This window comes from Bacillus sp. EB01 (assembly GCF_000613125.1).
Lineage (GTDB): Bacteria > Bacillota > Bacilli > Bacillales > Cytobacillaceae > Bacillus_D.
In genome coordinates this window covers 1,732,410-1,758,597 of sequence record NZ_HG964497.1, presented here as the reverse complement: position 1 = coordinate 1,758,597, position 26,188 = coordinate 1,732,410, and the positions used below count along the sequence as shown (strand labels likewise).

At 42.3% G+C, this 26,188-nt stretch carries 17 protein-coding genes and 1 pseudogene; 4 read left to right on the top strand and 14 right to left on the bottom strand.

What is annotated here, in order from left to right; all coding sequences use genetic code 11:
* Positions 1–5: 5 nt before the first annotated feature.
* The 12 genes and pseudogenes from TY16_RS07775 to TY16_RS07720 form a co-directional block, all read right to left on the bottom strand.
* Positions 6–569: a 4Fe-4S dicluster domain-containing protein gene (locus tag TY16_RS07775; protein ID WP_043931274.1), complete on the bottom strand. Its 564-nt coding sequence runs from the start codon at positions 567–569 to the stop codon at positions 6–8.
* Positions 566–2,779 carry a molybdopterin oxidoreductase family protein gene (locus TY16_RS07770; protein ID WP_043931273.1) on the bottom strand — a complete coding sequence of 738 codons (2,214 nt, stop codon included), beginning with the start codon at positions 2,777–2,779 and terminating at the stop codon, positions 566–568. Before TY16_RS07770 ends, TY16_RS07775 begins: the two co-directional genes overlap by 4 nt.
* Positions 2,766–3,848, bottom strand: coding sequence for a membrane protein (locus TY16_RS07765; protein WP_043931272.1), 1,083 nt, complete (start codon positions 3,846–3,848; stop codon positions 2,766–2,768). Before TY16_RS07765 ends, TY16_RS07770 begins: the two co-directional genes overlap by 14 nt.
* A gap of 480 nt (positions 3,849–4,328) precedes the next feature.
* Positions 4,329–5,510, bottom strand: a complete 1,182-nt coding sequence (locus TY16_RS07760; RefSeq protein ID WP_043931271.1) for a hypothetical protein — start codon at positions 5,508–5,510, stop codon at positions 4,329–4,331.
* 164 nt (positions 5,511–5,674) lie between these two features.
* Positions 5,675–6,862 carry an HD-GYP domain-containing protein gene (locus tag TY16_RS07755; RefSeq protein ID WP_043931269.1) on the bottom strand — a complete coding sequence of 396 codons (1,188 nt, stop codon included), beginning with the start codon at positions 6,860–6,862 and terminating at the stop codon, positions 5,675–5,677.
* A 190-nt stretch (positions 6,863–7,052) separates the two neighbouring features.
* A complete protein-coding gene (locus TY16_RS07750; protein WP_043931267.1) occupies positions 7,053–8,279 on the bottom strand; it encodes an ATP-binding protein in 1,227 nt (408 codons plus the stop codon).
* A 375-nt stretch (positions 8,280–8,654) separates the two neighbouring features.
* Complete coding sequence (locus TY16_RS07745) at positions 8,655–9,884, bottom strand: ATP-binding protein (protein WP_231505693.1); 1,230 nt, start codon at positions 9,882–9,884, stop codon at positions 8,655–8,657.
* 327 nt (positions 9,885–10,211) lie between these two features.
* Positions 10,212–12,023, bottom strand: a complete 1,812-nt coding sequence (locus TY16_RS07740) for an ABC transporter ATP-binding protein (RefSeq protein ID WP_043931266.1) — start codon at positions 12,021–12,023, stop codon at positions 10,212–10,214.
* A complete protein-coding gene (locus TY16_RS07735; protein ID WP_043931264.1) occupies positions 12,004–13,749 on the bottom strand; it encodes an ABC transporter ATP-binding protein in 1,746 nt (581 codons plus the stop codon). Before TY16_RS07735 ends, TY16_RS07740 begins: the two co-directional genes overlap by 20 nt.
* A 1,192-nt stretch (positions 13,750–14,941) precedes the next feature.
* Positions 14,942–15,448, bottom strand: a pseudogene (locus TY16_RS26875) (general stress protein); the annotation flags it as partial.
* A 377-nt stretch (positions 15,449–15,825) separates the two neighbouring features.
* Positions 15,826–16,284 carry a threonine/serine exporter family protein gene (locus tag TY16_RS07725; protein WP_043931263.1) on the bottom strand — a complete coding sequence of 153 codons (459 nt, stop codon included), beginning with the start codon at positions 16,282–16,284 and terminating at the stop codon, positions 15,826–15,828.
* A gap of 40 nt (positions 16,285–16,324) precedes the next feature.
* Positions 16,325–17,092: a threonine/serine exporter family protein gene (locus TY16_RS07720; RefSeq protein WP_043931262.1), complete on the bottom strand. Its 768-nt coding sequence runs from the start codon at positions 17,090–17,092 to the stop codon at positions 16,325–16,327.
* A 299-nt stretch (positions 17,093–17,391) separates the two neighbouring features.
* On the opposite strand from TY16_RS07720, the gene TY16_RS07715 reads away from it, so the two are divergent.
* The 3 genes from TY16_RS07715 (at position 17,392) to TY16_RS07705 (ending at position 21,024) form a co-directional block, all read left to right on the top strand.
* Positions 17,392–18,684, top strand: a complete 1,293-nt coding sequence (locus TY16_RS07715) for a NarK family nitrate/nitrite MFS transporter (protein WP_043931261.1) — start codon at positions 17,392–17,394, stop codon at positions 18,682–18,684.
* 159 nt (positions 18,685–18,843) lie between these two features.
* A complete protein-coding gene (locus TY16_RS07710; protein ID WP_043934585.1) occupies positions 18,844–20,043 on the top strand; it encodes an MFS transporter in 1,200 nt (399 codons plus the stop codon).
* 183 nt (positions 20,044–20,226) lie between these two features.
* Complete coding sequence (locus tag TY16_RS07705) at positions 20,227–21,024, top strand: formate/nitrite transporter family protein (RefSeq protein WP_043931260.1); 798 nt, start codon at positions 20,227–20,229, stop codon at positions 21,022–21,024.
* A 231-nt stretch (positions 21,025–21,255) separates the two neighbouring features.
* Here TY16_RS07705 and TY16_RS07700 read toward each other — a convergent pair whose 3' ends face one another.
* The gene (locus TY16_RS07700; RefSeq protein WP_331281054.1) at positions 21,256–22,626 is read right to left on the bottom strand and encodes a TrkH family potassium uptake protein; all 1,371 of its coding nucleotides are present in this window, start codon (positions 22,624–22,626) and stop codon (positions 21,256–21,258) included.
* 119 nt (positions 22,627–22,745) lie between these two features.
* Positions 22,746–25,466 carry a tetratricopeptide repeat protein gene (locus tag TY16_RS07695; RefSeq protein ID WP_043931258.1) on the bottom strand — a complete coding sequence of 907 codons (2,721 nt, stop codon included), beginning with the start codon at positions 25,464–25,466 and terminating at the stop codon, positions 22,746–22,748.
* A 363-nt stretch (positions 25,467–25,829) separates the two neighbouring features.
* On the opposite strand from TY16_RS07695, the gene TY16_RS07690 reads away from it, so the two are divergent.
* The gene (locus TY16_RS07690) at positions 25,830–26,186 is read left to right on the top strand and encodes a hypothetical protein (RefSeq protein ID WP_043931257.1); all 357 of its coding nucleotides are present in this window, start codon (positions 25,830–25,832) and stop codon (positions 26,184–26,186) included.
* Positions 26,187–26,188: the final 2 nt, after the last annotated feature.

Sequence of the window (26,188 nt, the reverse complement as noted above, 5' to 3'; positions counted from 1 at the left end):
CCCTCCTAAAACAGTTTCGTTACACCCTGCAGGATACCCGGCAGGTTGACTTTAACATTTGTTTCTCCCTCCAGATATGGAAGGCTTGTTACCCACTTGCCGCCGTTATCCAGATTGAATTGCTCTCTTTTTGCATCGATCTCTTCATCCGTCAGCCATTGCAAAGTATTTGTCGGGCACACACTCGCACACATTGGGGGAATGCCATCCTTCGAGCGGTCGATACAAAGATCGCATTTATACATTAAGTTTTGCTCGGTATCAAACTTAGGAATACCGTATGGGCAGGCGATTGTACAGTTTTGACAGCCAATGCACTTTTCAACAAGCGCTGACAGGACGGCGCCTGTTTCATGAATCTGAATTGCCTGGGCTGGACAGCTTCTTGCACATGCCGGGTTCTCACAGTGAAGGCACATCAGAGGCATGGTTTGCCGGTTAACAAGCGGATTTACGTCATAAACGTAGTTCCTGTTCCGCTCCTCATGCCCGCCGCACTGTGTGCAGGCAGCCAGACATGAGCGGCATCCTATACAGTTTTCGAGTTCTATATACAACCTCTTGTTCATGATTGCACCTTCTCCACTAAACGTTTTTCATTCCGTGCACCAAATTTTTCAATCTGGGCAGCGCATGCCTTGAATTCAGGCATCCGGCTGATTGGGTCCAGTGCCGGTATTGTCAGCAGGTTGATTGACTTTTCATGTCCCCATGAATACGGGACGAATACAGTATCTTCCCTAATTGCTTCGGTAATTTTCACTGGATACTCCGCCTCACCTCGGCGTGTATACAGGCGCACTCTTTCTTCGTGTTCAATGCCGTACTTCGCAGCAGTTTCCGGATGAACCTCTACGAAAGGCTCGGGACACATATCATGCAAGAATTGAATTCTGCGAGTCTGGTTGCCTGATAGATAGTGATAGACTACACGGCCAGTTGTCAGGCGGAGCGGGAACTCAGTATCAGGCTCCTCTGCCGGCGGTGTATAGGGAAGAGCAAATAGTTTTGCTTTTCCATCTGGATGATAAAACTTCTTGTCGAGGAACAAATGCGGTGTTCCTGGATCATCTTCGCTCTTACAAGGCCAGAAGACGCCGTCCTGTTTATCAATCTTTTCCCATGTAACACCGGAATAATCCGCTATTCCGCCTTTTGAAGCTCGGCGAAGTTCATTAAAGATATCCAGCGGTGTTTTCAAATGAGAGAAATACTCACCCCGGCCCATCCGTTCTGCAATTTCAACCTGAATTTTCCAGTCTGGCTTGGATTCGCCAAGCGGTTTCTGAGCCTGGTTGATCTTAATGATCCGTCCTTCTACATTCGTTGTTGTTCCTTCATCTTCGGCCCAAGTAGTAGTTGGCAGGATAACATCCGCAATTTCGGCTGATTCAGACATATAGAAATCAACACAGACCATAAAATCAAGATTCTTCATTTGTTCTCTTACATAGTTCAGATTTGGTGCCGATACCGCTGGATTTGAGCAGAGCAGATACAAGGCACGAATTGTCTTTTGTTCCATCAGCTCGAACATTTCATATGCGGATACACCTGGTAAAGGCATTTCCTCAGGTGCAATCCCCCAAACCTCCGCTACTTCTTTAACATGTTCCGGGTATGCAAGCTTCCGGTAGCCTGGAAGTGCGTCAGCCTTTTGCCCATGCTCGCGGCCGCCCTGTCCGTTACCTTGTCCGGTGATTGTGGCAACCCCTGCTTTAGGCCGGCCAATTTTACCAGTAACCAACGACATATTTACATAAGCGGATACGTTATCAACGCCTTTTTTCTGCTGCTCAATACCGCGTGCGAACATAACAATTGCATTTGGGGCTTTCCCGAACAGCTCAGCTGCCTTAATAATTTTCTCGGGTGCAACGCCCGTTATCGCACTTGTAAATTCTGGAGTGAACTCTTTAACAAGTTCTTTAAGCTCTTCAAAACCATTCGTATGGTTATTTACAAAATCAATATCAGCATAGCCATTTTGGATGAGCAGATTTACAATACCATTTGCAAGGGCAAGGTCAGTTCCAGGCCTTAGATCAAGGTGTACATCAGCCCGTCTTGCAATTGGCGTTTCCCGCGGGTCGGCAATGATCAGGTAGCCGCCGCGTTCCTGTACATTCCAGACGCGGAACATGGAAGTCGGGTGGCACTCTGCCGTGTTGCTTCCAGCGATAAACAATAAGTCAGTTTCGTGGACATCAGTCCAAGGTACAGTAGAGCCGCGGTCGATTCCCAAAGAACGATTCAAGCCGCCAGCCGCGCTTGACATACAAAAGCGGCCATTATAATCAATATATCTGGTCTGCAGGCCGACACGGGCAAATTTCCCTGTCAGGTAGCACTTTTCATTCGTCATCGACACGCCGCCATATACAGACACGCTGTCTTTACCATATTCCGCCTGAAGCTTCTTAAAGTTAGTAACAATCAGGTCATACGCTTCATCCCATGTCGCTTCCCGGAACCCTTCTTTTGTACCCTTCAAGGATTTATCATCCCTGATTAGCGGCTTCAGGATCCGGTCCTGGTGGTTAACCTGCTGGTATGCAGTTACGCCTTTCGGGCACATTTTTCCAAGTGTGACTGGCCAGTCGTAGCGAGGCTCAACCCCGATAATCTTATTCGTTGCAGTATTAACGCGAAGATTCATCCCGCATTGCATCGCACAGTAGCTGCAATGTGTCGGAACGAGGGTTTCATTTGGATGAATGACATTTTCTACTTCTTTGAAATATTTATCGCGTTCGTTCCTGAACTCAACCTTTTGCATTCTGGTTGGCCTCCTTGACTTTCACTTGATGTGTCGCAATTCCTGAGAATTGTGCGATCCGGTATTTGCGGCGGCAAGGCAGGCATAGCTCGGCGAGGTGATAGCCTTCCTGGGACGCAAATTCCATTTTGTTTACTCCGAGTACATCTATAACATCGTTTGATTGTTCAACTGAAACAAATTCGGTTCCGCACACCTTACATTCTTTCATCGCCTGTTCACTGTAATGTTCACGATAGTTTCGAGCTAGAACACTCATAGGGCGGAATGGGATATGCGCCAATTTGCCAAATGGCATATAAATCAGTGTCACAATAACTGAATACTGATGAATCAGGGACATTGCCTGGTGGCCAAAGCCGTGCAGGAGGACATTGATGAATGTCAAAGCCAGGCCAGTTATCGAGACGAAAAGCAGCAGATAAAGCGGCATGAAATCATACATGAATGTCTGCTCCGCCCTTGCCTGCATATTTTTCAAACGGCGGTACAGCGCCATACATACACCAGTGATCACCATGATTGCTGAGATATTCAATGCATTATAAGACAAGAAAGCGATAAAGCCGTCAGCAGGTACTGTCATTAAGTTAATTCCCATAAAAACGATGGTGTACATGCCATTGTGTGCCATCGTGAAGTACATCCAGCCAAACACGAGTGGAAATGTAACCATAAGCGCGAGCACGCAGCCCCAGCCCATCATGATGTGCTGTGTCCAGCGGTACAGGCCGCGGTTCCAGATGAACCGATATGTAACCAGCTGTTCTGTCGCTGTTTTAGGAGTTGATTTCCTGAATATGAGCTTTAACCCTTTTTTAATAAAAACCTTAGTAGGCGGGCGCTCTCCCCAGGAGATAAACCGGTAAAAGAAGCCTCCTAGAAAAACAATTGTGCCTACCATATATCCATAAAGGTTCAAGTCAACATGGGTGAACATCCGGGTTGCAATAAATGAAAGGATAACGATTCCACTAACTGTTAAGAACATGGACTTGGCAAAATGTGATGCGAACGCATCGCTTACCGATTTACCTGGCTTTTTTGCCGTTTCAAGATTTGCCTGCATTGAGAATTCCTCCTCGAAATAACACTCTCTTATATGATAGTTTTATTGTAAGGAAAAACCTCTCCCTTCCTGTATCAGGGATTTCCCCTATCCTTTGGGGAAAATCCCCCTAGTTCAGCTCGATTTGACAAACTTTAGACACAAAGCTCACAATTAAGCAAAAATAGCCATTCGGATTTAAATTTCTCCGAATGGCGTTCCACAAAAAACAGCCTCCGTCCATCCGCCCAAAGGCAAAATTTCCGGAAGCTGCTTTTCTATATTTCTACTGTTTTTTTACATTAGCCAAAATTCCCGCAGCTACCTCATTCAAGGAACAACCTTTGTTGCAGACGATGATACACCGAATCTCCTACAGGCAATTCTGGATGATTGACAGCTTGACCACCAATCCAGACTTTTTTTCAATTGTGACGGCTTGCTATAACAGCTTCTTGCAAGAATTTTTCCTTTCCAAATAGTTACTCTTCTTAGTTAGTCCTATGAGTTTAATATATTTCGTTTTTTCTTTTTAAGTGAATATAAGACTAGGCTCATTCCTACAGTAAGAGGAATTAATAGAACAAAAGTGTCAAAAAAAGAACCCGTACCTTTATATAGTGAAACTATCATTTTAGAAATATAAAGGATTTGAGGTATGAAAAAAACCAAGAACACTACTATGGTTATGACTACCCCTACCACGTACATAACTGAGTAGATATATAGCGTTCCCTTTTCTTTTTGATATATGGTTTCAGTTCCATTTGCGGTTTCTTTTGAAAAAATGGACTTTAGTAGTTTCAATGTATTTTCCATAAGATTATAACAACCTGTATTATTTTCTATCAGGTAATAAAAATCTGTCTTCATATAAACGCAGCATTGAAAAACTGTTCTTAAAACAACATCCAAAACAACATATCTGCATATCCCAAGTAGAATTGGATGGCTTTCCACAAAAAATATCTGTACAAATATGGCTAAAGTCAGCATTAGAACATCAAAGGAGAATCCCGCAAGATAAAGAACGTTTCTCTCTTTGGGAGGAAGGCCCCAAGCCTGTGACATATCAGTTTCTAAAACAGGTATCATAAGCCGGTTACCAATTTCTAACCTGGTCGATAAATTGAACGCTCTAATCGCAAGTATATGGCCTAGTTCATGAATGATAAGCAGAACTATAGAAATCCCCAACCATAACAATATATTTCCTGATAGGCTTTCCAAAATAAATATGTCTTTATAATGAGGGAGCATATCGGGTGAAAGCAAGAAAATAGAAAGACATATGAGAAATAATATAGAATAGAGTAAATACATAAGCTTGTTAAATGCGAACTTTCCTAATTTTTGTGGTACCCACATGAATCCGTTCACTTTATCATAATTTTGGGCTTTGGCTATACTAATACCATCAATTTCCTCAACAAGGTTCATTTCCAAAAGTTGTTCTACAAAATCAATCATATCAATTTCTTCGTGTGGAAATTGCTTTTTAAGCTCTATCTCAGCATCAACAAGGGTGTACCCTTTTTTAAGCAACTCCAAGGAAGTTATGGCAGCTTTCGGAAATTCATAGTATTCTCCTGTATTGCAATCTTCAACAATATAATTTCTCTTATCTTTACGTGTTTTATTTGGGACTACTTTTATTATTGATTGCTTAGACAAGTTGTGCATTTTTTCACTCCAAAAGCTAAAATTTAAAAAATTAAAAAAGGACGCAAGCACCTCACTCTTGCATCCTTCTATTTTAATATATTATAGACCTGGGAAAAAGTAGCACCACCAACATCCAGTAGCTTTAATTTTGTTTAGCTTCCGAATCTTCATATTATCACCTCCTAAATAATACTTAAATTTTGGAAGGGTTTTGTATGTGGATCTGCATTCCATTTTCTATGAATCTCAATCCACTCAGGATAAATGGATTCAAATACTTCCACCAAATTAGGATCGAATTGGGTTCCTTTCCCATTTAATATACGATCATAGGCTTCTTCAACCGATAATGCACTTCTGTAAGATCGGGAAGATGTCATAGCATCAAATGCATCTGCAATTGCAGCTATTCTAGCAAGGTAGGGAATCTCTTCACCTTTTAACTGGTCTGGGTAACCCTTTCCATCCCATCTTTCATGATGTGATCGTATTACGGCAATACTTGATGAAAGACCCTCTACTGTAGCAATGGCCTGTTCCCCAACTACCGGATGAGACTTAATAATTTCATATTCCTCTTTTGTCAAAGAAGTCGGTTTCATCAATATTTGATCAGGAATGTGTACCTTACCAATATCGTGTAACAAACAAGCATAATGAAATGACCTTAATTCGTCTTTTGATTGCTTCCCAATTTTTTTTGCCATTAACAACGCATAACTAGCAACCCGTTCGCTGTGTCCACGTGTGTAAGGATCCTTAAGTTCAAGAGTGGCAATTACACCTTTTACCATTCCAACAATTTGCGAATCATACGAGAATTTCACTGCATTCACATATGACTGAAAACGATTTAAAATTATATAACAAAATCCCCCAATGATTACAACCATTAAAATGGCAAATAATACATTAGTAGTTTTGAGGATAAGTCCCAATAGAAGATACTTTGTTATTAAACCTCCCAGTATCGCGAAGAAAAACCGGCTGTTGACAAAAATTGGAGCTAAAAGGAGCCAAAAGATTTCTACAGCATTCCCACTTTTAAAATCGTTCGGTCTATCGAAGAATATGATTACGTCATTTACTAATGTTAAGAAAACATAGGAAAAGAAATAAAGATATTTTATAACAAAGGGCTTGTTCCTTTTAATTAATATGAAAGCTACCGGAACTAACCCAAATAAAATAATGTAAATCCAATACCCCAGTAAATCCACAGAGTCTGTTGCATAGCTTGGGGTAACCATGGGTGCAATAAAATCAGAGAACAAATCAAAAGAGAGTGAAATAATTAAGCATAACGAAATAAACCATGTAACTGTCTTCTGTTCTTCATGCACTAGACTTCGATTAATTAATTTTTGCATTTATATACCTCACTACTATTAAATACCGGTAGGTTGCTTTCAGAAACTTCGAGAAAACAACATACTATTAATTATCCTTCTACAATTATAATGTAAATTTTATCATGAATATATAGGTAGCAATGTTTAAATATGTATAATGAAGTAAAATTTTAAAAGGATTTTGGTAAAACTTTATATTTACTCTTAATTAAAGTGCAGGGAATTTTATTGTAATTTTCGTACCTTTATTTATTCTACTTTCAATATTTATTCTACCATTGTGATCTTTTACAATTTGATTAGTTACCATTAATCCAATTCCAGTTCCGCCCTTTTTTGTAGTGAAAAATGGCTCAAATAGCTTTCCAATATTTTCTTCAGGAATACCACACCCCTCATCAGTGATACTAAACATTACTGATTTATCGTTTAAGGAATCCACACAAACAGTGATTGCACCTTCGTTCCCCATGGATTCAATAGAATTCTTTATCAAGTTAATAACAAGTTGTTTTAATTGCTTTTCATCTCCAAAAATTACTGTAGGACCCACGCTGTATTCTTTATGAAAAACTATAGTTTTCTCCCCAACGAGTTGTTCTGAAATAAATAATCCATAATCTACAATCTCTTTAAGGTCCACCTTCTCAAGTAAATAAGGTTTTGGCTTACCTATAATCATTAAATCATCGACAATAGAGGATATCCTTTCAATCTCTGATTTCATGATATGAGAATATTTTTGAACTTGTTCAGGCATTTCTTGCTGTAACTGGATAAACCCTTTAAGTGATGTAAGTGGATTCCGTATTTCATGGACAATACCAGTGGCAATTTGCCCAATGCTCGCTAACTTTTCTTTATGGTTCATTTCTTCATATACCTCTGTTAAAGATTTGAGATAAGAGAATATCCTAGATAAAATAATGAAAGTAAGAGTTGAAATGATAATTATTAAAATAATTGGATTAATAACATTCAAAGTTTGGGTGACGAACCCAATTATTATATATTTTAAAATTAGTCCAATAGTTACAACCCAATAATAATTTTTATTTATAAAAATAGGAGTTGAAAAAGCAAATAGGATTTCAGCAAAAGCACCACTTTTAAAATCATCGTCAATATAGCTATAAAGTACCATTGTATTAAATAAATCAAGTAGATTAAAACCAATAAAATAACAGTATTTAATAGAATAAAGATACCCTTTTTTGTGCAAATAAAATGAAAAAGGTAACAATAAAACAATTAAAATAGGAAAAACCCACCCTAATCCGCCCAAAATTGAGCTGCCACCTAAGTAAAACCTATTAAAAATGACATCGTATCCTAGGTAAGTCAAATAAAAAATGGGAAAAAAAAGCTTAAGTGCCTTTATTTCTTCTTTATCAATTTTTCTTATTCTATTGTATGGGCCGCCAGCCTGAGTCATATCAATTTTCTCCTTGAACAAATGAATATTATTCCATCTTATTTTATCATCTTTTAAATAATATACTATGAATGTTTTACAAAAATCGTGTTCATTCGACATTTTCCCAACATTTAGTTAGACGTTTACGGATATAAAAAGTCACACTTTCCCAAAAAAGATTCGACCAGCCAATAAGGGAATCGGATAAACAGTGTTTTTATTGACCATTACCTTTTCCTTGTCCCCTATTTTTTCTATTGGGAGGAAGATTTCCTAATAAGAGGCGCCCCCGAATGATATTTTGTGTTTTCATCGATCTCACAGGCTCGCTCTCCTAATTCATATACTTTAAAATAAAAAAGGCTCTGCATCCATTTGCAGAAACCTCTTCTCTCACCCTTTAAGTATGCTTAGCCTTTTCGTTTCGGGAACAAGGACCGTTTTCTTGACCGGGAGCTTAAGCATTACTTCCGTGCCCTTTCCCTTTTCACTTTTAAACTGTATGTTCCCTTTCATTGCTTGTATGATGCCTATTGCCACTGTTGTTCCAAGGCCTGTTCCTCTGTCTTTCGTTGTGTAAAAGAGAGTGCCGATTCTGGAAAGCTGTTCCTCTGTCATTCCCCGGCCATTATCTCGTATACCTATTCTCGCCTGGCCATCCTCCAAATCGAGTGAAAGAATTACCTTCCCTCCCTGGGGGGTAGCTTCAATCGCATTTTTCACACGATTGACGATGGCCTGTTTCACTTGGCTACGGTCAGTGGCATAATATAATTCGTCGGCGGAAAGATTCCCTTCAATTATGACACCTTCTTTTGCCGCCAGGGGATCGAGCAGGGCAATAATCTCCGAAAGCAATTTTTTATAATTGAATTCCTCGATTTTATTGAATTCGGGCTTTGCGAAACTCAGGTAGTTACTAATAATCATTTCCGCCCGGCCCACTTCACTTAACGTAAGTGTAAGGTAATCACGATCTTTCCCATCAGCCTCTTTATGCATAAGCTGGATAAACCCCTTCACAACAGTCAAAGGATTTCTTACCTCATGAGCAAAAGACCCGGCGAGGTCGGCCATTGTATTCAGTTTCTCTGTCCGGATTATCTCTTCTCTCATTTGCTGTCTTTCTATTATTTCCTCGATTAATCGGGCTGCAACTGCCAATGCCAGGACATGGAACAAAGCGTCTATTAAAAGTTCCCTGTAGAGATGCCCGGTATCAAAGCTTCCCATTACCAACCCATCGAATAAAACAAAGGCTATAAACGCAGCCGTTGTTGAACATACACCTATTAGTATAGAGAACTTTACTCGGCGTTCGGGTTTTAACATCCAAAACTTTCTCGAAAACAGGATTGGCACTATCATTACGCACATACTCCCTAGGTAGGCGTAGATAGCCCAATCACCCCCAATAAAGCCTCTTGTGATCAAAATAACAAATAATACAGCAGATCCAGGAATAGGGCCTGCATATAAAGTAGTAAGGACTAACGGTACAAACCTCAAATCCCAATAAAGACCGTGTGAGTAATTTGAAAATGCGATACTTAAAAACGCCGCACCGCACTGGAGCAACGTGAAAACCAAATTATTTTTCTTTATTTTACAACCGTCGGTCATGATGCTGAAAAGAAAAACAGGCGCTAATATTATCAATATGTGGAGCAGCAATTTTTCTGCAATCATTCTTGCACCTAATCTCTTTCGATAGTTTCCTTCCTCTAGTATTATTTTACGACATAACACCTCGTCTTCGAACCGTTTGCACACGTGTTTCGTACGACAATTCACAGCTATATCCTTCAAAAAACGACACTGTTCTTCCTCTCTACGTCTATCTTTGTCCGAAAATGGATCCATAGACTATTTAGCTGATCTCATTCCCTAGCAGGACTCCCCTTACTAGCTATAGGCAAAAAAAATTGCCAGGAACCCCCCGGCAATCCATTAACTTTTATTATTTTGCAATTCATGATAATAGCCCTTTTGCTTTAAAAGAGATTCGTGGCTGCCCTGTTCTGCAATTTCGCCATTATTTAGCACAAGAATTTTATCTGCGTTGCTAATCGTATTCAGGCGATGAGCAATTACGAAGCTTGTTCGGCCTGCCATTAGCCTGCCTAGTGCTTCCTGAATTGTTAGCTCTGTTATTGTGTCAATCGAGCTGGTCGCTTCATCGAGAATTAGGATAGTCGGATTGGCAAGGATTGCCCTCGCTATGGATAGGAGCTGTTTCTGCCCCTGTGATATCCCGCTGCCGTCCTGTTTAAGATGAGTGTTATATCCCTCTGGCATTTTCATGATAAACGAATGTGCATTGGCAGCCTTTGCCGCTGCAATGACCTCATCATCAGTGGCATCCAGCCTGCCGTATCGGATATTTTCCAAAATCGGACCTTCAAAAAGGAAGGAATCCTGGAGTACGAAGCCCATATGGCTCCTCAGGCTTTTCCTTTTTACAAGGGCGGTATTGTGCCCGTCAATAAGGATCATTCCTGAGTCAGGATCATAAAACCGGGACAATAAATTAATGATTGTGGACTTCCCGGCACCTGTTGGCCCAACGAGCGCTACCATCTGACCCGGTTCTGCTAGGAAAGAAATATTCCTGACTGTATTTCCTTCCTTTTCATAGGAAAATGACACTTCACGAAACTCAACTTTACCTTTAACCTTTTCCAGTTCAATTGCCTCTGTTTCATCCGTTGATTCGGGATCCTCCGCAAGGATTTCAAATACCCGCTCAGCGCCGGCAACTGCCGAAAGGAGCGTATTAAATTGGTTGGCAAGGTCATTCAGCGGGCGTGTAAACTGGCGGGAGTATTCAGCAAAAACAATGATGACGCCAATTGTAATCATCCCTTTAAGTGCGAAAATACCGCCAACCGCAGCAATTATTGTAAAGCTGACGTTGTTCAAAACGTTCATCAGCTTCGGAATAAAGCCGGAAAATGTCTGGGCCCAAAACCCGGATTGCCTTAGGCGTCCGTTTTTCTCAATAAACTCATCAATCACCTTTTGTTCCTGCGAGAATGTCTTGACAATTCTCTGCCCCGAGATGGTTTCCTCAATAAATCCATTCAACTCACCAAGATTGCGCTGCTGGCTTTTGAAAAGCACCCCAGTGCGATTCGTAATCCATTTCATCCCCATATACATGAGCGGAACAATAATTAAGGAAATGACCGTCAAAAGCGGGCTTAGCCAAAGCATGACTGAAATCGTACCAACAAGCATGAGGATGCTTGAAAATACCTGAATAACCGAACTGTTGAGAGTTGTACTGACATTTTCAATATCATTAGTGACGCGGCTCATCAATTCACCTGATTGCCGTTTATCAAAAAAAGAAATCGGAAGTCGGTGCAAATGGGTAAACAAATCGGTTCTTAACCTGGAAACTGTATTTTGGGCTATTCCAATCATAATATAGCCTTGCAGAAAAACGGCGGCAGAATACAACACGTACACAATAAGGATCCCTATTAAAAGCGCAAATAACCCTTCCGTTTCCTTTGTGACAATATAGTGGTCAACCGTCCTTCCAATTAGTACCGGGCCGAGGAGCGATAAGCCTGTGCTTAGGATGACTAGAAACAATACTGTAACAATACCGCCTTTTTTAACTGAAAGATAATCCCAAAGCTTTTTGACTGTTGCTGTCCAGTTCTTTGCTTTTTCAGCCTTTTTTCGGGCAGACCCCTTCGTCTCAATCACAGGCTTTGGATACATGAATGGCTTAGTTAATACCTTCAGCATATACTCGTTTCTCCTCTTCCTGCTGTGTCTCATAGATTTTTCTATATAGTGGCTCAGTCCGGAGCAAATCGGCATGAGTGCCGGTAGCCTTTATCATTCCTTCTTCCAAAAGAAGGATGATATCCGCATTAACAGCTGTAGATATCTTTTGTGTAATAATCAAGGTTGTGCATTTGTAGTTCTTTAATGCCTTCAGCAGCTTTGATTCTGTTTTCATATCAAGCGCACTGGTACTGTCATCCAGCAGCAGGATTCTTGGCTTGCGTACGAGCGCTCTCGCAATCGATATCCGCTGCTTCTGGCCCCCCGAAAGATTAACCCCTTTTTGACCGATTCGGGAATCGTAGCCCTGCGGGAATTTTCCAATCGATTCATGAATTTGCGCGCTCTCAGCGGCCTCGATAATTTCCTCCATTGTTGCGCCTTCCTTACCCCATGAAATATTCTCGGCAACCGTTCCGGTGAACAATAGGACATCCTGAGGCACATAGCCAATTTTCCGCCTAAGCTCTTCAAGCTTCAGATCACGGATGTCCTTCCCATCAAGCAGAATTCGTCCGGCACTCACATCATAGAGCCTTGGAATCAGCTGAAAGAGGGATGTCTTGCCTGAACCTGTCGCTCCTAGAATCGCAACCGTCGATTCCGCTTTCGCGGAAAACGAAATATTTTCAAGGACCGGAATACTTGTACCAGGATATTGAAAGGAAACCGAGTCAAATTCAACCTGGCCTTGAGAAGCTTTATCTTTAATGCTCTCTGCATCTGCCGTTTCCAGCAGGTCCACTTCTGTATCAAACACTTCAACAACCCTCTGTACGGATGCCCTTGCACGAGAGAAAATCATGACAATCATCGAGACAACACCGAGTGCACCTGTAATCCGCGTCCCATAATTTATAATCGCGACCACTTCGCCAACCTTTGTCTCCCCCGCGTTAACCTCAAAACTGCCAAACCAGAGCACTGCGAGGATGCCGGCATTCATGAACAGCATAAGCACCGGGGTTGTGTATTCAATCAGTCGAAAAGCGGATACTGTTTTTTCCTTCAATCGGTCATTCGCTTCCGCAAACCGGCCAACCTCATGTTTTCCACGTAAAAATGCTTTGATCAAGCGCATGGATGTTAAGTTTTCCCTAAGCACAGAATTGACCCGGTCAAGGTATTTCTGCATCGCCAGGAAGAATCCTCGGGCTTTCGTCATCGCCCATCCCAGAAAAATCACAAGAAAAGGCGTGACACCGGCCAGAATAAGTCCGAGCTTAACATCTACAACAAGAGCCATTATCAGGCCTCCGAAAATGAGCAAAGGGGCTCTCATCATGATTCGCAGACTCATGAACACAGTATTTTGAATCATCGTGACATCGTTCGTCATTCTTGTAACGAGCGATGAAGTGGAAAAGCGATCAAAATTTGAGAAAGAAAAAGATTGTACTTTTTCAAAAAGGGCCTTCCGAAGGTCATAGCCATAGCTTTGGCTCGCATGCCCTGCGTAAAAGGAGTTCAAAATCCCCGCCCCAAAGGCTAGAGCCGATACGCCAAGCATGACCAAACCCCAGGTTGTAACAACTCCTATATCCTTTTTCATAATCCCTTCATCAATAATTTTCGCCATAAGAAGTGGCTGCCATAACTCAACGACAAGTTCGACGAGCATAAGCAGAATTGCAATCGCCATATGTAAGCGGTAGGGCTTTAAATAAGAAACTATCTTTGACACAGTTCCACCTGCCTCATCCTCTGTTGTCTAACTCCAATGCCTTGCGCCAGCAATGCTTCGATTATCTAAATATTCTTGTTTTCCATCATACTTCACTTTTATTAATAAATAAATTGATTTGCAGTATTTGTTAATAAAAATTTTATTTGACAAATCGATGGATTGGGTGTATTATAATAAATTGTTCGTCATTTTTAAGTAACTTGAATTCGTGCGGATTGCAATGTAATACAGACTGGCATTCTGCTTTTGTTTTTCATATAAGGGCTTATTCACACTGGCGCGGCTTCGGAGCCGTAAGGATGTAAGAGAGGTAGGGCTTACGTCGTTTAGGTTTTAAACAACCAGGTGGAATATTGAACCGCGGCAAATGATTGTTTACATTGAACAATCTCAACTTAGATTATTACCTTGCAACAGGCTGCAAGTTACTTCAAAAAGAGCTGGCGTTTAACAGCCAGCTTCTAATATACGACAAAAGGCAGGGGGATGAATCCCCCTGCCTTTTCCAATTTAATTGTTGTTAACGCTTGGAGGAATCTCGTCCTTCCCCTTTAAAGCGATCATCAAAGCTGTCACGGTTTTTGTTCGTTTCTCTTAAGGTGTCGTCTGTCCCTCTAAATGGGTCGTTACTGACCAGTGAATCTCCATAGTTTTCACCAAGTTGCGCATTTGGTGTATTTAAGGATGGATCACTGTTAAGCTCGTTGTTATGGTCCACATCAAACCTTTCATTTTTACCAACGGTTGAATTCCCGCCTGGTCCACCAGTACCACCGATAATAGTATTATCATCAGTGCCGAACGCAGCTCCAGCTGTATTTTGGTTTATCGCTGATGGGTCGGATGTGCCTGTATCTGCATTATCCAACGAGGTGTTGCTTCCAAGGAATTTGTTGTCCCCTGAACCGCCTGTGCCATAATCATGATGCTGATTGTTTTGAAGGGAACCGCCAGTGTTAAGTCCTCCTTCAAATCCGTTCATCATCCCGGTATCTCCTGTATCTGTTTGCCTGGAGCCGCCCATTGTCGCGCCGCCATGCAGAAGGCCGCTAGTGGATGTATCCGAACTATTCATCGGCCCCTGGTTCTTGCGGGTTGTGTCATCTGGTGAATGAAGGTTTCCACCAAGGGTATCGTGGTTGGCATCAACCGTGCCTGAACCGAACTCATTACGATGCCTCAGATTAGGGTCGTCCATCGTCGTGCTTCCTGACCAATCATTGCTGTTGCGTGTCACAGACCCGTCAGTTGTGTTAAAACCCCTTCCTTCTTCGTCTACAAGAACAAGGATTTTTCCGGCCTTAACATCACTTTCGTAGCGATTGGCTTCATCCTCAGGAATACCCATACCAATCAGCGCCCCAGCCAAACCTCCGGCACCCGCTCCAACTGCCGCTCCGGTCAATGTTGCCGCTATTGGCCCCGCCGCAAGTATTGGCCCAACTCCAGGAATGGCAAGTGCACCGACACCAGCCAGGAACCCAGCCAGTCCGCCAAGAACTCCTCCTGTAGCTGCTCCTGTCGCCATGCCTTCTTCTGTCTTCGTACCTGTTTCTTCATGTATGTCTTCGACGTCGTCTCTGTCTTTTGCAATTACTGAGATTGAATCCCTGTCATAACCTTGTGATTTCAATTCTTCAATAGCTTGTACAGCTTCATCTCCGTTGTTATAAACCCCAACAATTCTCTTATCCATTTGATCTTCCTCCTTTAAAGGTTGATACAAAGAATAAATACCCGACATGCCTGTACACTAATCCTCCATAAAATTACAATTACATTTCAAATCTTCCTGCATAGGAAGTTTGAATGCGCCCATCCCGGCATTATTAATATAGGGTTATCGAACTTCCTTCTTATAAAGTTATGAGTAACAGGCTAATATGGATTATTACGCGAGTCGGGTTTAGACCACTTTTGGTTATCTTTTACAGTTGAAGTGTTACCAACAGAACCATTACACCTATTCAGAAAAAGAGCACCTGCTATTTACACAGATGCCAATCGGTGTCGCTATATATCGAACCTTCGTTAATCAAACGTTTGATTAAACAATCATAACACTATGGTCTATCAAGGTTTTGATCTTGTCGAAGCTTTCATCAAATAAATCCGTCGATGAATTAAGTTCAATGCTTCGGAAAAAACGAGCCCCATTGCAATCGCACCGGAAAGAAGGAATGCCCTTCCCGCCAAGTTCATTGCATTGTAATAGTCAATTTCAACAAAATGGCGCATCGCATCATAGGATATTCCGCCTGGTACGAGCGGAATGATTCCAGCTACACTAAAGACAATGACAGGAGTACGGTAGAATTTTGCAAGTGTATGGCTGATAACACCAACTATAAACGCTGCTGCAAATGTAGCACCGGCAGCATCCCCTGTATTCAGCTCAATAAGGAAATAAATAAGCCAGCCAATCATTCCAACCATCCCGCATTTTATCAATGAGTTTCGCGGAGCATTAAACAGGATGCCAAACGCAGCCGTGGCTACAAAACTTGTAATAAGCTGTTCAACTACTTCCACCCTCTTTTAGCCTCCTTTGTTAGTATTTGTTGTCCTATTTTTAAGATAAGTAAATAAGGACCACCGCAATCCCTGCCCCTATCGCAAAGGCTGTCAGAAAAGCCTCCGCTCCTTTTGACAGGCCTGCCACGAGGTGTCCGGAAATTAAATCACGCACCGCATTCGTTAAAAGCAGCCCTGGTACGAGCGGCATAACCGAACCGATAATAATCTTATCCAGCTCCCGCCCAAGGCCAGTTGAAACAAATATAAGAGAAATGAGTCCGATTACGAATGATGCAGAGAATTCAGCAAAAAACTTTATAGGCACAATTTTATGGAGAAAATAGGCTGTTAATAAGCCAAACGCTCCTGCTACCATTGCCGCAAAAAAGTCGAACCAGACTCCCTGAAACATAATCATAAAACATCCGCTCGCCAGTGAAGCAGCGGCTACCTGAGTAGATAATGGAAACGTATGCCCCACTATTTCAATTTCCTCCAGCCGTTTCTCTGCTTGCTCAATGTTTATCTGTCCTTCATGTATACTTCTCGAAATCGAATTGACCAAGGCCACCTTATTCAAATCTGTCGATCGTTCCGATATCCTAATCAGCTTAGTTATTCCGGATTCAGTGCCCTCAACCGTAAAAAAAATCCCGGTTGGCGTGACATATGAATGAGATTTGCTTATACCAAACGACATGGCAATCCTTGTCATTGTATCTTCAACCCTGTACGTCTCCGCTCCGCTTTGCAGCATTATTCGCCCGGCAAGAAGACAAAGATCCATCACTTTGTACACTTCTTTAATCTGTTGGTTTTCCATATAGTTTCCCTCTCAAGCCGTTTAAAAAGATAGATTACACACCATTATAATCCCTTTTAGTCCCATTCCAAAAACTAATCGTTTAAAATTCATTTTAAATTTCCTTATTTCTTTGTAAATTCTTGTATACACCTGCACGGAAAGGCTAAAAGTTACAACTTTATGAACAACCATTCGTTTTCACAAATCGTCCAAAACTGGTGTGATGTTAATCACATTTTTCGTGCTAATATCTGACTATCATTAAGATTGTTAATACAGACGTAGTGATAACTCGTCTTGGATGGAGGGAGATTTTCATGGCAAGAATTACGAATTGGAATCCCGAGGATGAACAGTTCTGGAAAAAAGAAGGAAAGAAACACGCAACCCGTAATTTATGGATATCAGTACCATCCCTTATGCTCGCATTCATCGTCTGGCAAATCTGGTCAGTTGTGGCTGTCCGGCTGAACGATATCGGTTTTCATTTCACAAACGAACAATTGTTTACACTTGCAGCATTGCCTGGATTAGTGGGTGCAACTTTGCGTTTTATCTATACGTTTGCAGTAGGATCAATCGGAGGAAGAAACTGGACCGTCATCTCAACAGGCGTTCTCGCCATCCCGGCGGTCGGTATCGGGTTTGCTGTCCAGAATCCTGAAACACCATACAGCATCATGCTACTCTTGGCAGCATTGTGCGGACTTGGAGGCGGTAGCTTTTCATCCTCAAATGCCAACATTTCATTTTTCTTCCCTAAAAAAGAAAAAGGAACAGCGCTTGGAATTAACGGCGGCCTTGGCAATATGGGCGTATCCGTCGTCCAATTCGTAACACCGCTTATTATCGCCTCCGGTACTTTTGCACTTGTTGGCGACAATCAAGTAATGGCAGATGGTACAAAGGTATATTTACAAAATGCTGCTTTTATCTGGGTCATTCCAATCATCATCATGACAATTGCTGCTTATTTCGGGATGGATAACCTCCCAGCGGCGAAGCAATCTGTTTCTGATCAGTTTGTTATTGTTAAACGCAAACATACATGGATTATGACTATCTTGTATGTCGCAACATTTGGTTCGTTCATTGGAAATGCCGCAGCGTTCCCGCTGTTGTTGAAATCGCAGTTCCCTGAACATGTTTCGCTCGCCTTTTTAGGTGCATTGCTTGCTGCATCTGCCCGTCCGGTTGGCGGCTGGATTGCCGACAAGCTAGGTGGCGCGAAAGTGACAGCCTATGTACTGGTTTTTCAGGCACTAGGTTCAGGAGGAGTAATCTATTTCCTTGCAGATAAGCAATTCTCTGGTTTCCTTGCTTCATTCCTGGTGCTATTCCTTGCTTCAGGTATCGGTTCAGGCTCAACATTCCAAATGATTCCTGCCATTTTCATCCCTAAGGAAGCTGCCCCTGTTCTTGGCTTTACCGCTGCATTCGCAGCTTACGGGTCGTTTTTTATTCCAAAATTATTCGGATGGTCAGTTGAAACAACAGGCTCTTATGCAACAGCTTTTTACTTCTTCATCGCGTTCTATGTTGTATCACTTGCCTTGAATTGGTACTATTACCAAAGAAAAAGCGCAGTTGCCGCTCAAAAGGCAGCGTAAGATTGGAAGCCAAAATCCCTTCACCATATGTGAGGGGTTTTTTGTATTTAAAAAACCCTATCTTTTTCTATTCCAACCTATCTCTGATACTATATTTAGGGTAACGAAATATATACCCGAGAGGTCACGAAAGAAGTGATGAGCTTGAAAGAGCATTCTATGTTAAAACGGAATTTGGCCATCATGTGGTTTTCCAATTTCTTCATTGGCGGGAGTCTCACCATGGTTATGCCTTTCATTTCTCTTTATATTGAGAGCTTCGGAGTTTTTTCCGAGGAATATGTACAGCACTGGTCGGGGATAACTTTCGCAGCTACATTTGTGACTGCATTCCTGTTTTCTCCTGTTCTAGGCCGGCTCGGCGACAGGTTCGGGCGAAAAAGAATTCTTTTGATGCTTGGTTTGGGAATGTCGCTTTCTCTATTTTTAATGGGAATGGTAACCACTGTTTGGCAGCTTCTTGCACTCCGCTTATTCATGGGTTTTTTTGCCGGGAGCATTCCAATCACCCAGGCCTTTATCTCGACACAGACACCAAAGGAAATAGCAGGTAAAGTGTTGGGCACCTTACAAACCGGAAACATTACCGGCACATTGCTTGGCCCCATGATTGGCGGTTTTCTCGCCGACTCCATTGGCTATGCTGGTACCTTTAGAGGTACCTCGGCAATCATTCTCATTTCGGTCCTTTTAATTACAATGGTGAAAGAATTCAGGGTTGATATAAAGCTTGATGAAAAAATTAATTATAGCCGCCTTGACGTTGTACAGCTCATCATAAGGAATCCGGCGCTTACCGCTGTCCTGTTTATTTCAATGCTCATCCAAATTGCCTTATTTAGCATCCAGCCTATTCTTGCACTTTTTGTCAGTGACATTCACGGGCCCGAAAATCTCGCGTTCTTTTCAGGTCTAGCCTTTTCGGCAGCAGGCTTCGGCAATTTGATTATGGCAAGGAAATGGGGCGAACTAGCCGACAAAATAGGGTATGTAAAAATCCTGATCTTTCTTCTGCTCGCCGGAGGAGTTCTGTATATTCCTGGTATGTTTGTAACCGAGGTCTGGCAGCTAATTTTAATCCGCTTCGGCCTAGGAGTCACAATCGGAGGGATTATCCCAGTGAGAATGGCTTATATCCGCCAGGAGGCTCCCGTGACTATCCAAGGTGAAATTTTGGGTTATAACCAAAGCCTCCGTTTTCTCGGGAACATTATAGGACCCATTCTGGGCGGCTTCCTTGCGGCTAGCTACGGCTTTCCTTCAGTATTCCTTGTAACAAGCATCCTTCTTCTCCTAAGCGGGTTCACCTTGCTTGTGGTCACAAGAAAAATGCATGACTCAAAAAACGAGGTACAATAATATATTCACCTGATAAATTTTTCTCGTACACTTAAAAACTGAACCGGCGGCCATAAGCTTTGGGCCGCCGGTTTTTTCATTACTTCTCAGTTTACCTATAAGCCTGGAGGGTAAAATGTCCAAATACATATAATTTGCTCACCAGCAGAAAATAGGGACACTATGTTTGGGAGGGTGCAAGTCTTGGAAGTAAAACCTTTAATTGAAATTGAAAATCTAGCACAGAAAAAACTTAAAATCTATAACCAAAGTATAATTCATTACTTGCTTAGGGCCATGCTCGCCAGCATGTTCATTGGCTTCGGTGTCATCGTTGCGTTTAAAACGGGGAATTACTTCTACATGGAAAACTCTCCACTAACCTATCCGATGGCCGCACTCACATTTGGAGCAGCCATTATCTTGATCGCTTATGGCGGCGGTGATTTATTTACAGGCAACACCTTTTATTATACATATGCCGCCCTTCGCAGAAGGATGGCCTGGACCGATGTACTTAAGCTATGGGTTACCAGCTATGCCGGGAACATTCTTGGCGCCGCGGCGTTTGCATTCCTAATTTGGTCTACCGGACTTTTTGTCGATTCCTCCGTCAATCAATATTTGCTTGACGTTGTTGAGAAAAAAATGCACGTCCCCACAGATGAACTGTTTTTCCGGGGAATTCTTTGTAACTGGCTTGTTTGTCTTGCCTTCTTCATCCCGACCACTTTAAATGGTGATGGACCCAAATTATTTACAATGATGTTGTTTGTCTTTTGCTTCTTTATATCCGGATATGAACACAGCATCGCGAATATGTGCACATTTGCAATTGCACTCGTCCTCAATCATCCTGGCACAATTTCATGGGATGGAGTTTTCCATAATCTAATCCCAGTTACAATTGGCAATTTGATTGGCGGTGCCATTTTTATGGCTGCGATGTATTACTACGTAAATAAACCCTTCATCCAAGAATACGAGAAACAAGAAAAATAGGCAGAGCCACGAGGGCTCTGCCTTTTTTAACACAAGCAGTTTTAGTTATCTGCGAAATCCAGCTCCACTAGAAAAGTTTCCGAGTTTAACCACCGCAAGGACACAAAGGAATGCTTCCAAGAATACTCATCGGGACACGAAGGAAAGCTCCCGTGAATAATCATCGCAGAGACAGGCGACCTTTGCCTGTCACGAGGCGATTTTTGCCTGTCACAAGGCACTTAAACCTTTTTACCCGATAATAATTCGTTCCTTCGCATAATGGAACTTCTCTTTCTGCGGTTTCCCTCTCACAATAAACAAGAACGAAAAGATTCCAATCCTGCCGATAAACATAAGGATCATAATGATCCATTTTCCAGCAGTACTCAGTTCAGGAGTAATACCAAGTGAAAGCCCGGTCGTTCCAAAAGCCGATGACACTTCAAACAATATTTGTTTCAAGGAAAAGGCCGGTTCTATAAAAGAGAGCAATATGACGGACAATCCGCAAATCAGGAAAGCAGTCATGATAACGATAAATGACTTCACAACGTCTTCTGGCATAACTTCCCGTTTGAACACTTTAATATTTGTTTGCCCTTTTGCATAAGAGATAATTGCCAAAATTGCTATTGCAAAGGTTGTTGTCCGAATCCCCCCGCCAACACTGCTTGGGGATGCCCCAATGAACATAAGCAGGCTAAGCAGCAGATGGGTCGGCGAAGAAAATTGATTAATATCAATTGTAGCAAGACCTGCACTTCTGGTAGTAGATGAATGGAAAGCAGAGTAAAAAAACGCCTCATGCCAGGTCATGTCCTTATACAGATGATTGAATTCAAACAAATAAATAAACAAGGTACCGAAAACGAGCAAAGCCGCAAAGGTTGTAACCGCAATTTTTGTAAAAAGGGTAAACCTGAACGGGAACCTCCCTCTATGTCTCAAATATTCCCTGAATTCAAGCAAAACAGGGAACCCTATCGCTCCGACAACTATCAGAAGCATGTTAACTATTTGAACAAAATAATCATTTGCAAAAGGAATCAATGACTGTCCTGTAATATCAAAACCCGCATTCGTCGTCGCACTTACAGACGCAAAGAACCCCTGCCTGAAAGCTTCCTGCCAAGTTGGGAAATAGTCGAGAAAGTGAACCCCAAGGACTATTGAGCCAATAATTTCGACCGCAAAGAACAAAAGCAGGATTTCGCGCATTAGATGGACAATTCCCGATAGAGCGGATTGGTTTTGGTCAGTCATAATCAGCATCCGTTCCCTCAAGCCAATTTTTTTACCGAGAATCAGCCAGATAAAGGTTCCGAGGGTCATGACTCCGATTCCGCCAACTTGCAGGATGAGGGCAAGGATAAATGTTCCCGGATAGCTTAATACCTCATGGATTGGAACAGTTGCCAGCCCAGTCACACTGACAGCACTGACTGCTGTAAAAAGAGCATCAATGAAGGAAAGCTCCGCTGAGTCCTTCAAGGTAATCGGCATTAATAGCAAAAAGGTTGAGATAATAATCGCAGTCAAATAATAAAGAACAATAATTTGCACAGAAGAAAGTCTGTCGGTTACTTGATCAAATTTTGTTTTCATAAAAACCTCTTGCATGTGACATAGGATTTTTTGGAAATGAAATGAAACTTACATTTCCATCTTCAGATGATATCACTATATACCCTTTTTCACAAAAAAACATCACCTCCCCTAAATAGGAGGGTGATGTTGGTTTAATATAATTTTTCCCCTGTCATGTCAAGCCACTCAAGCTGCCTTAACCTGATAGTGAACAATGACATCGGGTCATGGAATTTTTCGGGATTCTTCTTCATGTCAGCTGCCAACCCTCTGCTGTCGGCCAATTTATCTTCCGTGTCCGAGAGAGTTTCTGCAAGGACGGTACGCGGGTTCTTAAAGAACAAAGAAATATCATTACCAATTGCTTTTTCAAACAAGTCAAATTGCAAGAAGAACCTGCTATTGACTTGCCTTGCCGCATCGGTATAATCCTCGCCTTCAACAAATGCTTTATAACGGTTATAAAGCATGGCATTATTTTGCGGCAATGCCCCCAACAATTTACCCGCGCCTTTTAAAAGAATTTGCGATGGGGTCCGGCGCAGCAGCACATTTACCTTATCAAGTTGATATCTGGTTCCCATCCTGTCAATATCCCGTTTCCAATCTTCGAGTATCCTGAAATCGCAATCCAGCTTAATCCAATTGTTCCCGTAAAGTGAATTGAAGCTTTCACTCATTTCATCAAAAAATTCCTGAATAACATCCAATTCTCCGCCGGTTTCTTCAATCCAGCCAGCTAGCGAGGACCTTAACTTCGGCAAAAGTGTATCATTCAAATACACATTTAATCTTCTGTTCATTTCATCATTCATCTCAAAATGAACGGTGCGGAAATCACTCGTTTCCTTTAAAAAGTCAGCCGACCTCTTAAGCAGTGCGGGAATGTCAACCAGCGCTTCAGCTTTTGCTTCATCAATGATTTGACGGTAAGATTTCCGTACCTTTTCAATCCTTTCCGCTTCAATGTCATCCAACTGGTTCATTGCTCCTGTCAATTTGGCTGACATTTGCTCCCGATTCTCTATAATCTCCTGTATGCCTTTTTCCTGTTCCATTCTTTGTAACAGAAGATGGTCAAGCGTCTTTCTAATCAGAAGCAGCAATTTATCTGTCCGGTTGCCGAGAATGCTTCGTTCTGGAGTTCCTATGACGGCGGCCTTAACTATGCTCTCAAAAAGCCTATTCTTGTTCGGAGCCGGGCCCACTTTAATGACTTCGGATTCCGGAAAGGAGTTTTTCAGCACCATAGCCGCTTGTTCGAACTCATTCGGGTCAGGTTCACCTTGCTGAGTAAGCAAGAAATGGACTGGAAGCCCTGGTGCCTGCTCCCGGATACGAGCAAGCGCAATCCGTTCCGGCGTTGTCAGCAAAGCTGCTGAATCTACCGCAAAGAAAAGGCTATCTGCCAAATGTATATACTCCAAATCCTCGGTTCCTACATCCTCACCTGTAAACTCAGGCAGGTCAATAAGCGAAAGTCCAGAATCCCGGAGAAAAGGAATCGGCATTGAAAATGTAAATATCCCATTACTTGAATTTTCCTCTTCTACTTCTTCAAGTACATCCGCTTTAACAATTCCCTCATCTGTCACAAGACCAATTGCAGCTTCGTCCTGATAGTGAAAAGCGAATGCCTTGCGGGATCCACCGGCTTCTTCTGGATATGATTCCCCAAGAATCATACGGAGTGCCCAAGCTTTTCCGCTCCCTTCCATGCCAGCTGTCACGATATGCCTGGTCCTGAAATTAGCAAGTTCCCCTGCAATCCATTCAAGTCTCGGACCAATCTTTAAACCTCGTGATTGTGCCCATGAAGCTATTTCAGAGAGAAGGGCCAGACCTTCAGCAAAATCATTCTCTGTCCGACTGGAATAAGTTAATGCCTTTTCTGCTGTTTCTATCGAATTCTGTGATATACCCGCAGGGAACTTCCCACTCCAGGCAAGCAGTGCTGAGGCAGCCAGCCCCAGCGTGGTCGGATCTGCTATCGCAAGCCAGTTGCTTAAAAGCGGCGGCATGATTGGAGCAAGTGATGAAATTGAATAATTCCCGGATGTCGTGAAATCCAGATAAGCCTCTTTGTAAAGAATCGATAACTCAGGCCAAATACCAGACGGAACATCTTCTAATTCTCCAAGCAGCTGATTCAAGCCTGTAATCCAGGAAAAATGGCTTTCTCGCCCTTTATAGCTCCTCCAAAGTGCCGCGGCAAGAAGTCCAAACTGTTCCTGATCTACCCCATAAAGGGTTTTCAAGACATGTTTGAAATAGGATGGTTCCCGGTTTACTGTTACTCCTCGTTCAACATATCCAGTAAGGACACCAGCCCACTCCGCCGACCTAATTCTCACCGTTTCATCAGCAGCAAGTTTCGTTGCACTATCCCAATCCTCTCTGCCCTCAAAAAACTTTCGTGCCAGGATGGTGGCATCCGGATAATCTGGGTTTTCCTCAATTAATCCCTTAATAGTTTGGGAAGCTGCATCTTCTTTTCCTCTTTCAATGTAAAGCGAGAAAAGCTGGAGCGCCACTTCCGCACGTAAGGTCCGGTTCTCGGAACTAACCGACTTGTAAAAGTCCTCTGCTTTAGCGAGCTGCCCCATTTCATAATAAGCATCGCCTGTATTTTTTATAGCCCATTGCCCAAGTGCCCCATCTATTCCCTCCCATTTAAAAATGGCGGATTCATAGTCACGGAATGAAAAGTATACTTCCCCCTGAGCAAATCGAATTTCCGGAAGCCCAGCTTCTCCCTTCTGCATTGCGGCAAGAAACGCTTCTGCCAGTACAGCTGCGGGATAGCCCCCTTCATGTCCTTCCATCAAGCGTTCATAATACATCTTTTCAATCAGCATTTTTTCAAGATTCATAACCGCTGCCCCCTGAATACGTGCGTCGTTTTAGTTTGTTCTGATTACCTATTTAACTATTTTTGTACTCTTCAACCCTATTCTAACAGAGTTCGCAATAGAGTACTCATTTCTGCCTAATAGAAGTACGAAATTGAGTAAGTCTTTCTGCCCGTCCTCAAATGTTAAAAGAAGCTAAACAGCCATCAGTAATCACGGTTGGCCTTTCCGACTTCGAAAAAATCCGACCGATTAGCATAGTTAAGGGAAACCGATGTAAGAACACTATCTCTGACTTATAAATGGGCGGATGCCGTGTCAGAAGCGACTTACCAACATAGAGTATAGGGACTTTGCCCATTACAAACAAAGGAGAAATGCCCAATGTATCCATACGGTTACTTTCCACAGCAAATCCAGCAACAACCAGTTTTCGCATCACAACAACCTCAATACCAGTATGACACGTTTATCCAGCAGCCTCAGGAGCTCACAGAATTTGAAATGCAGCAATTTGATCCAGACCGCCAACGTCCGCAAGAGCTTGAGAGAAGGATTGCTCAGCTCGAAAGGCGGGCTACACAAATCGAGCGTGAAAATGAGCGCCAATCCAGGGAAATTACCCGGCTGAATAATCAACTTGATCGGACCCAACGCCGCCTTCAGCGCGTAAATCAACGCCTGCGCACCCTTGAAAACAGATTCAACATCCCGTTTGTCCCATTTGATGGAGAATTTTAATA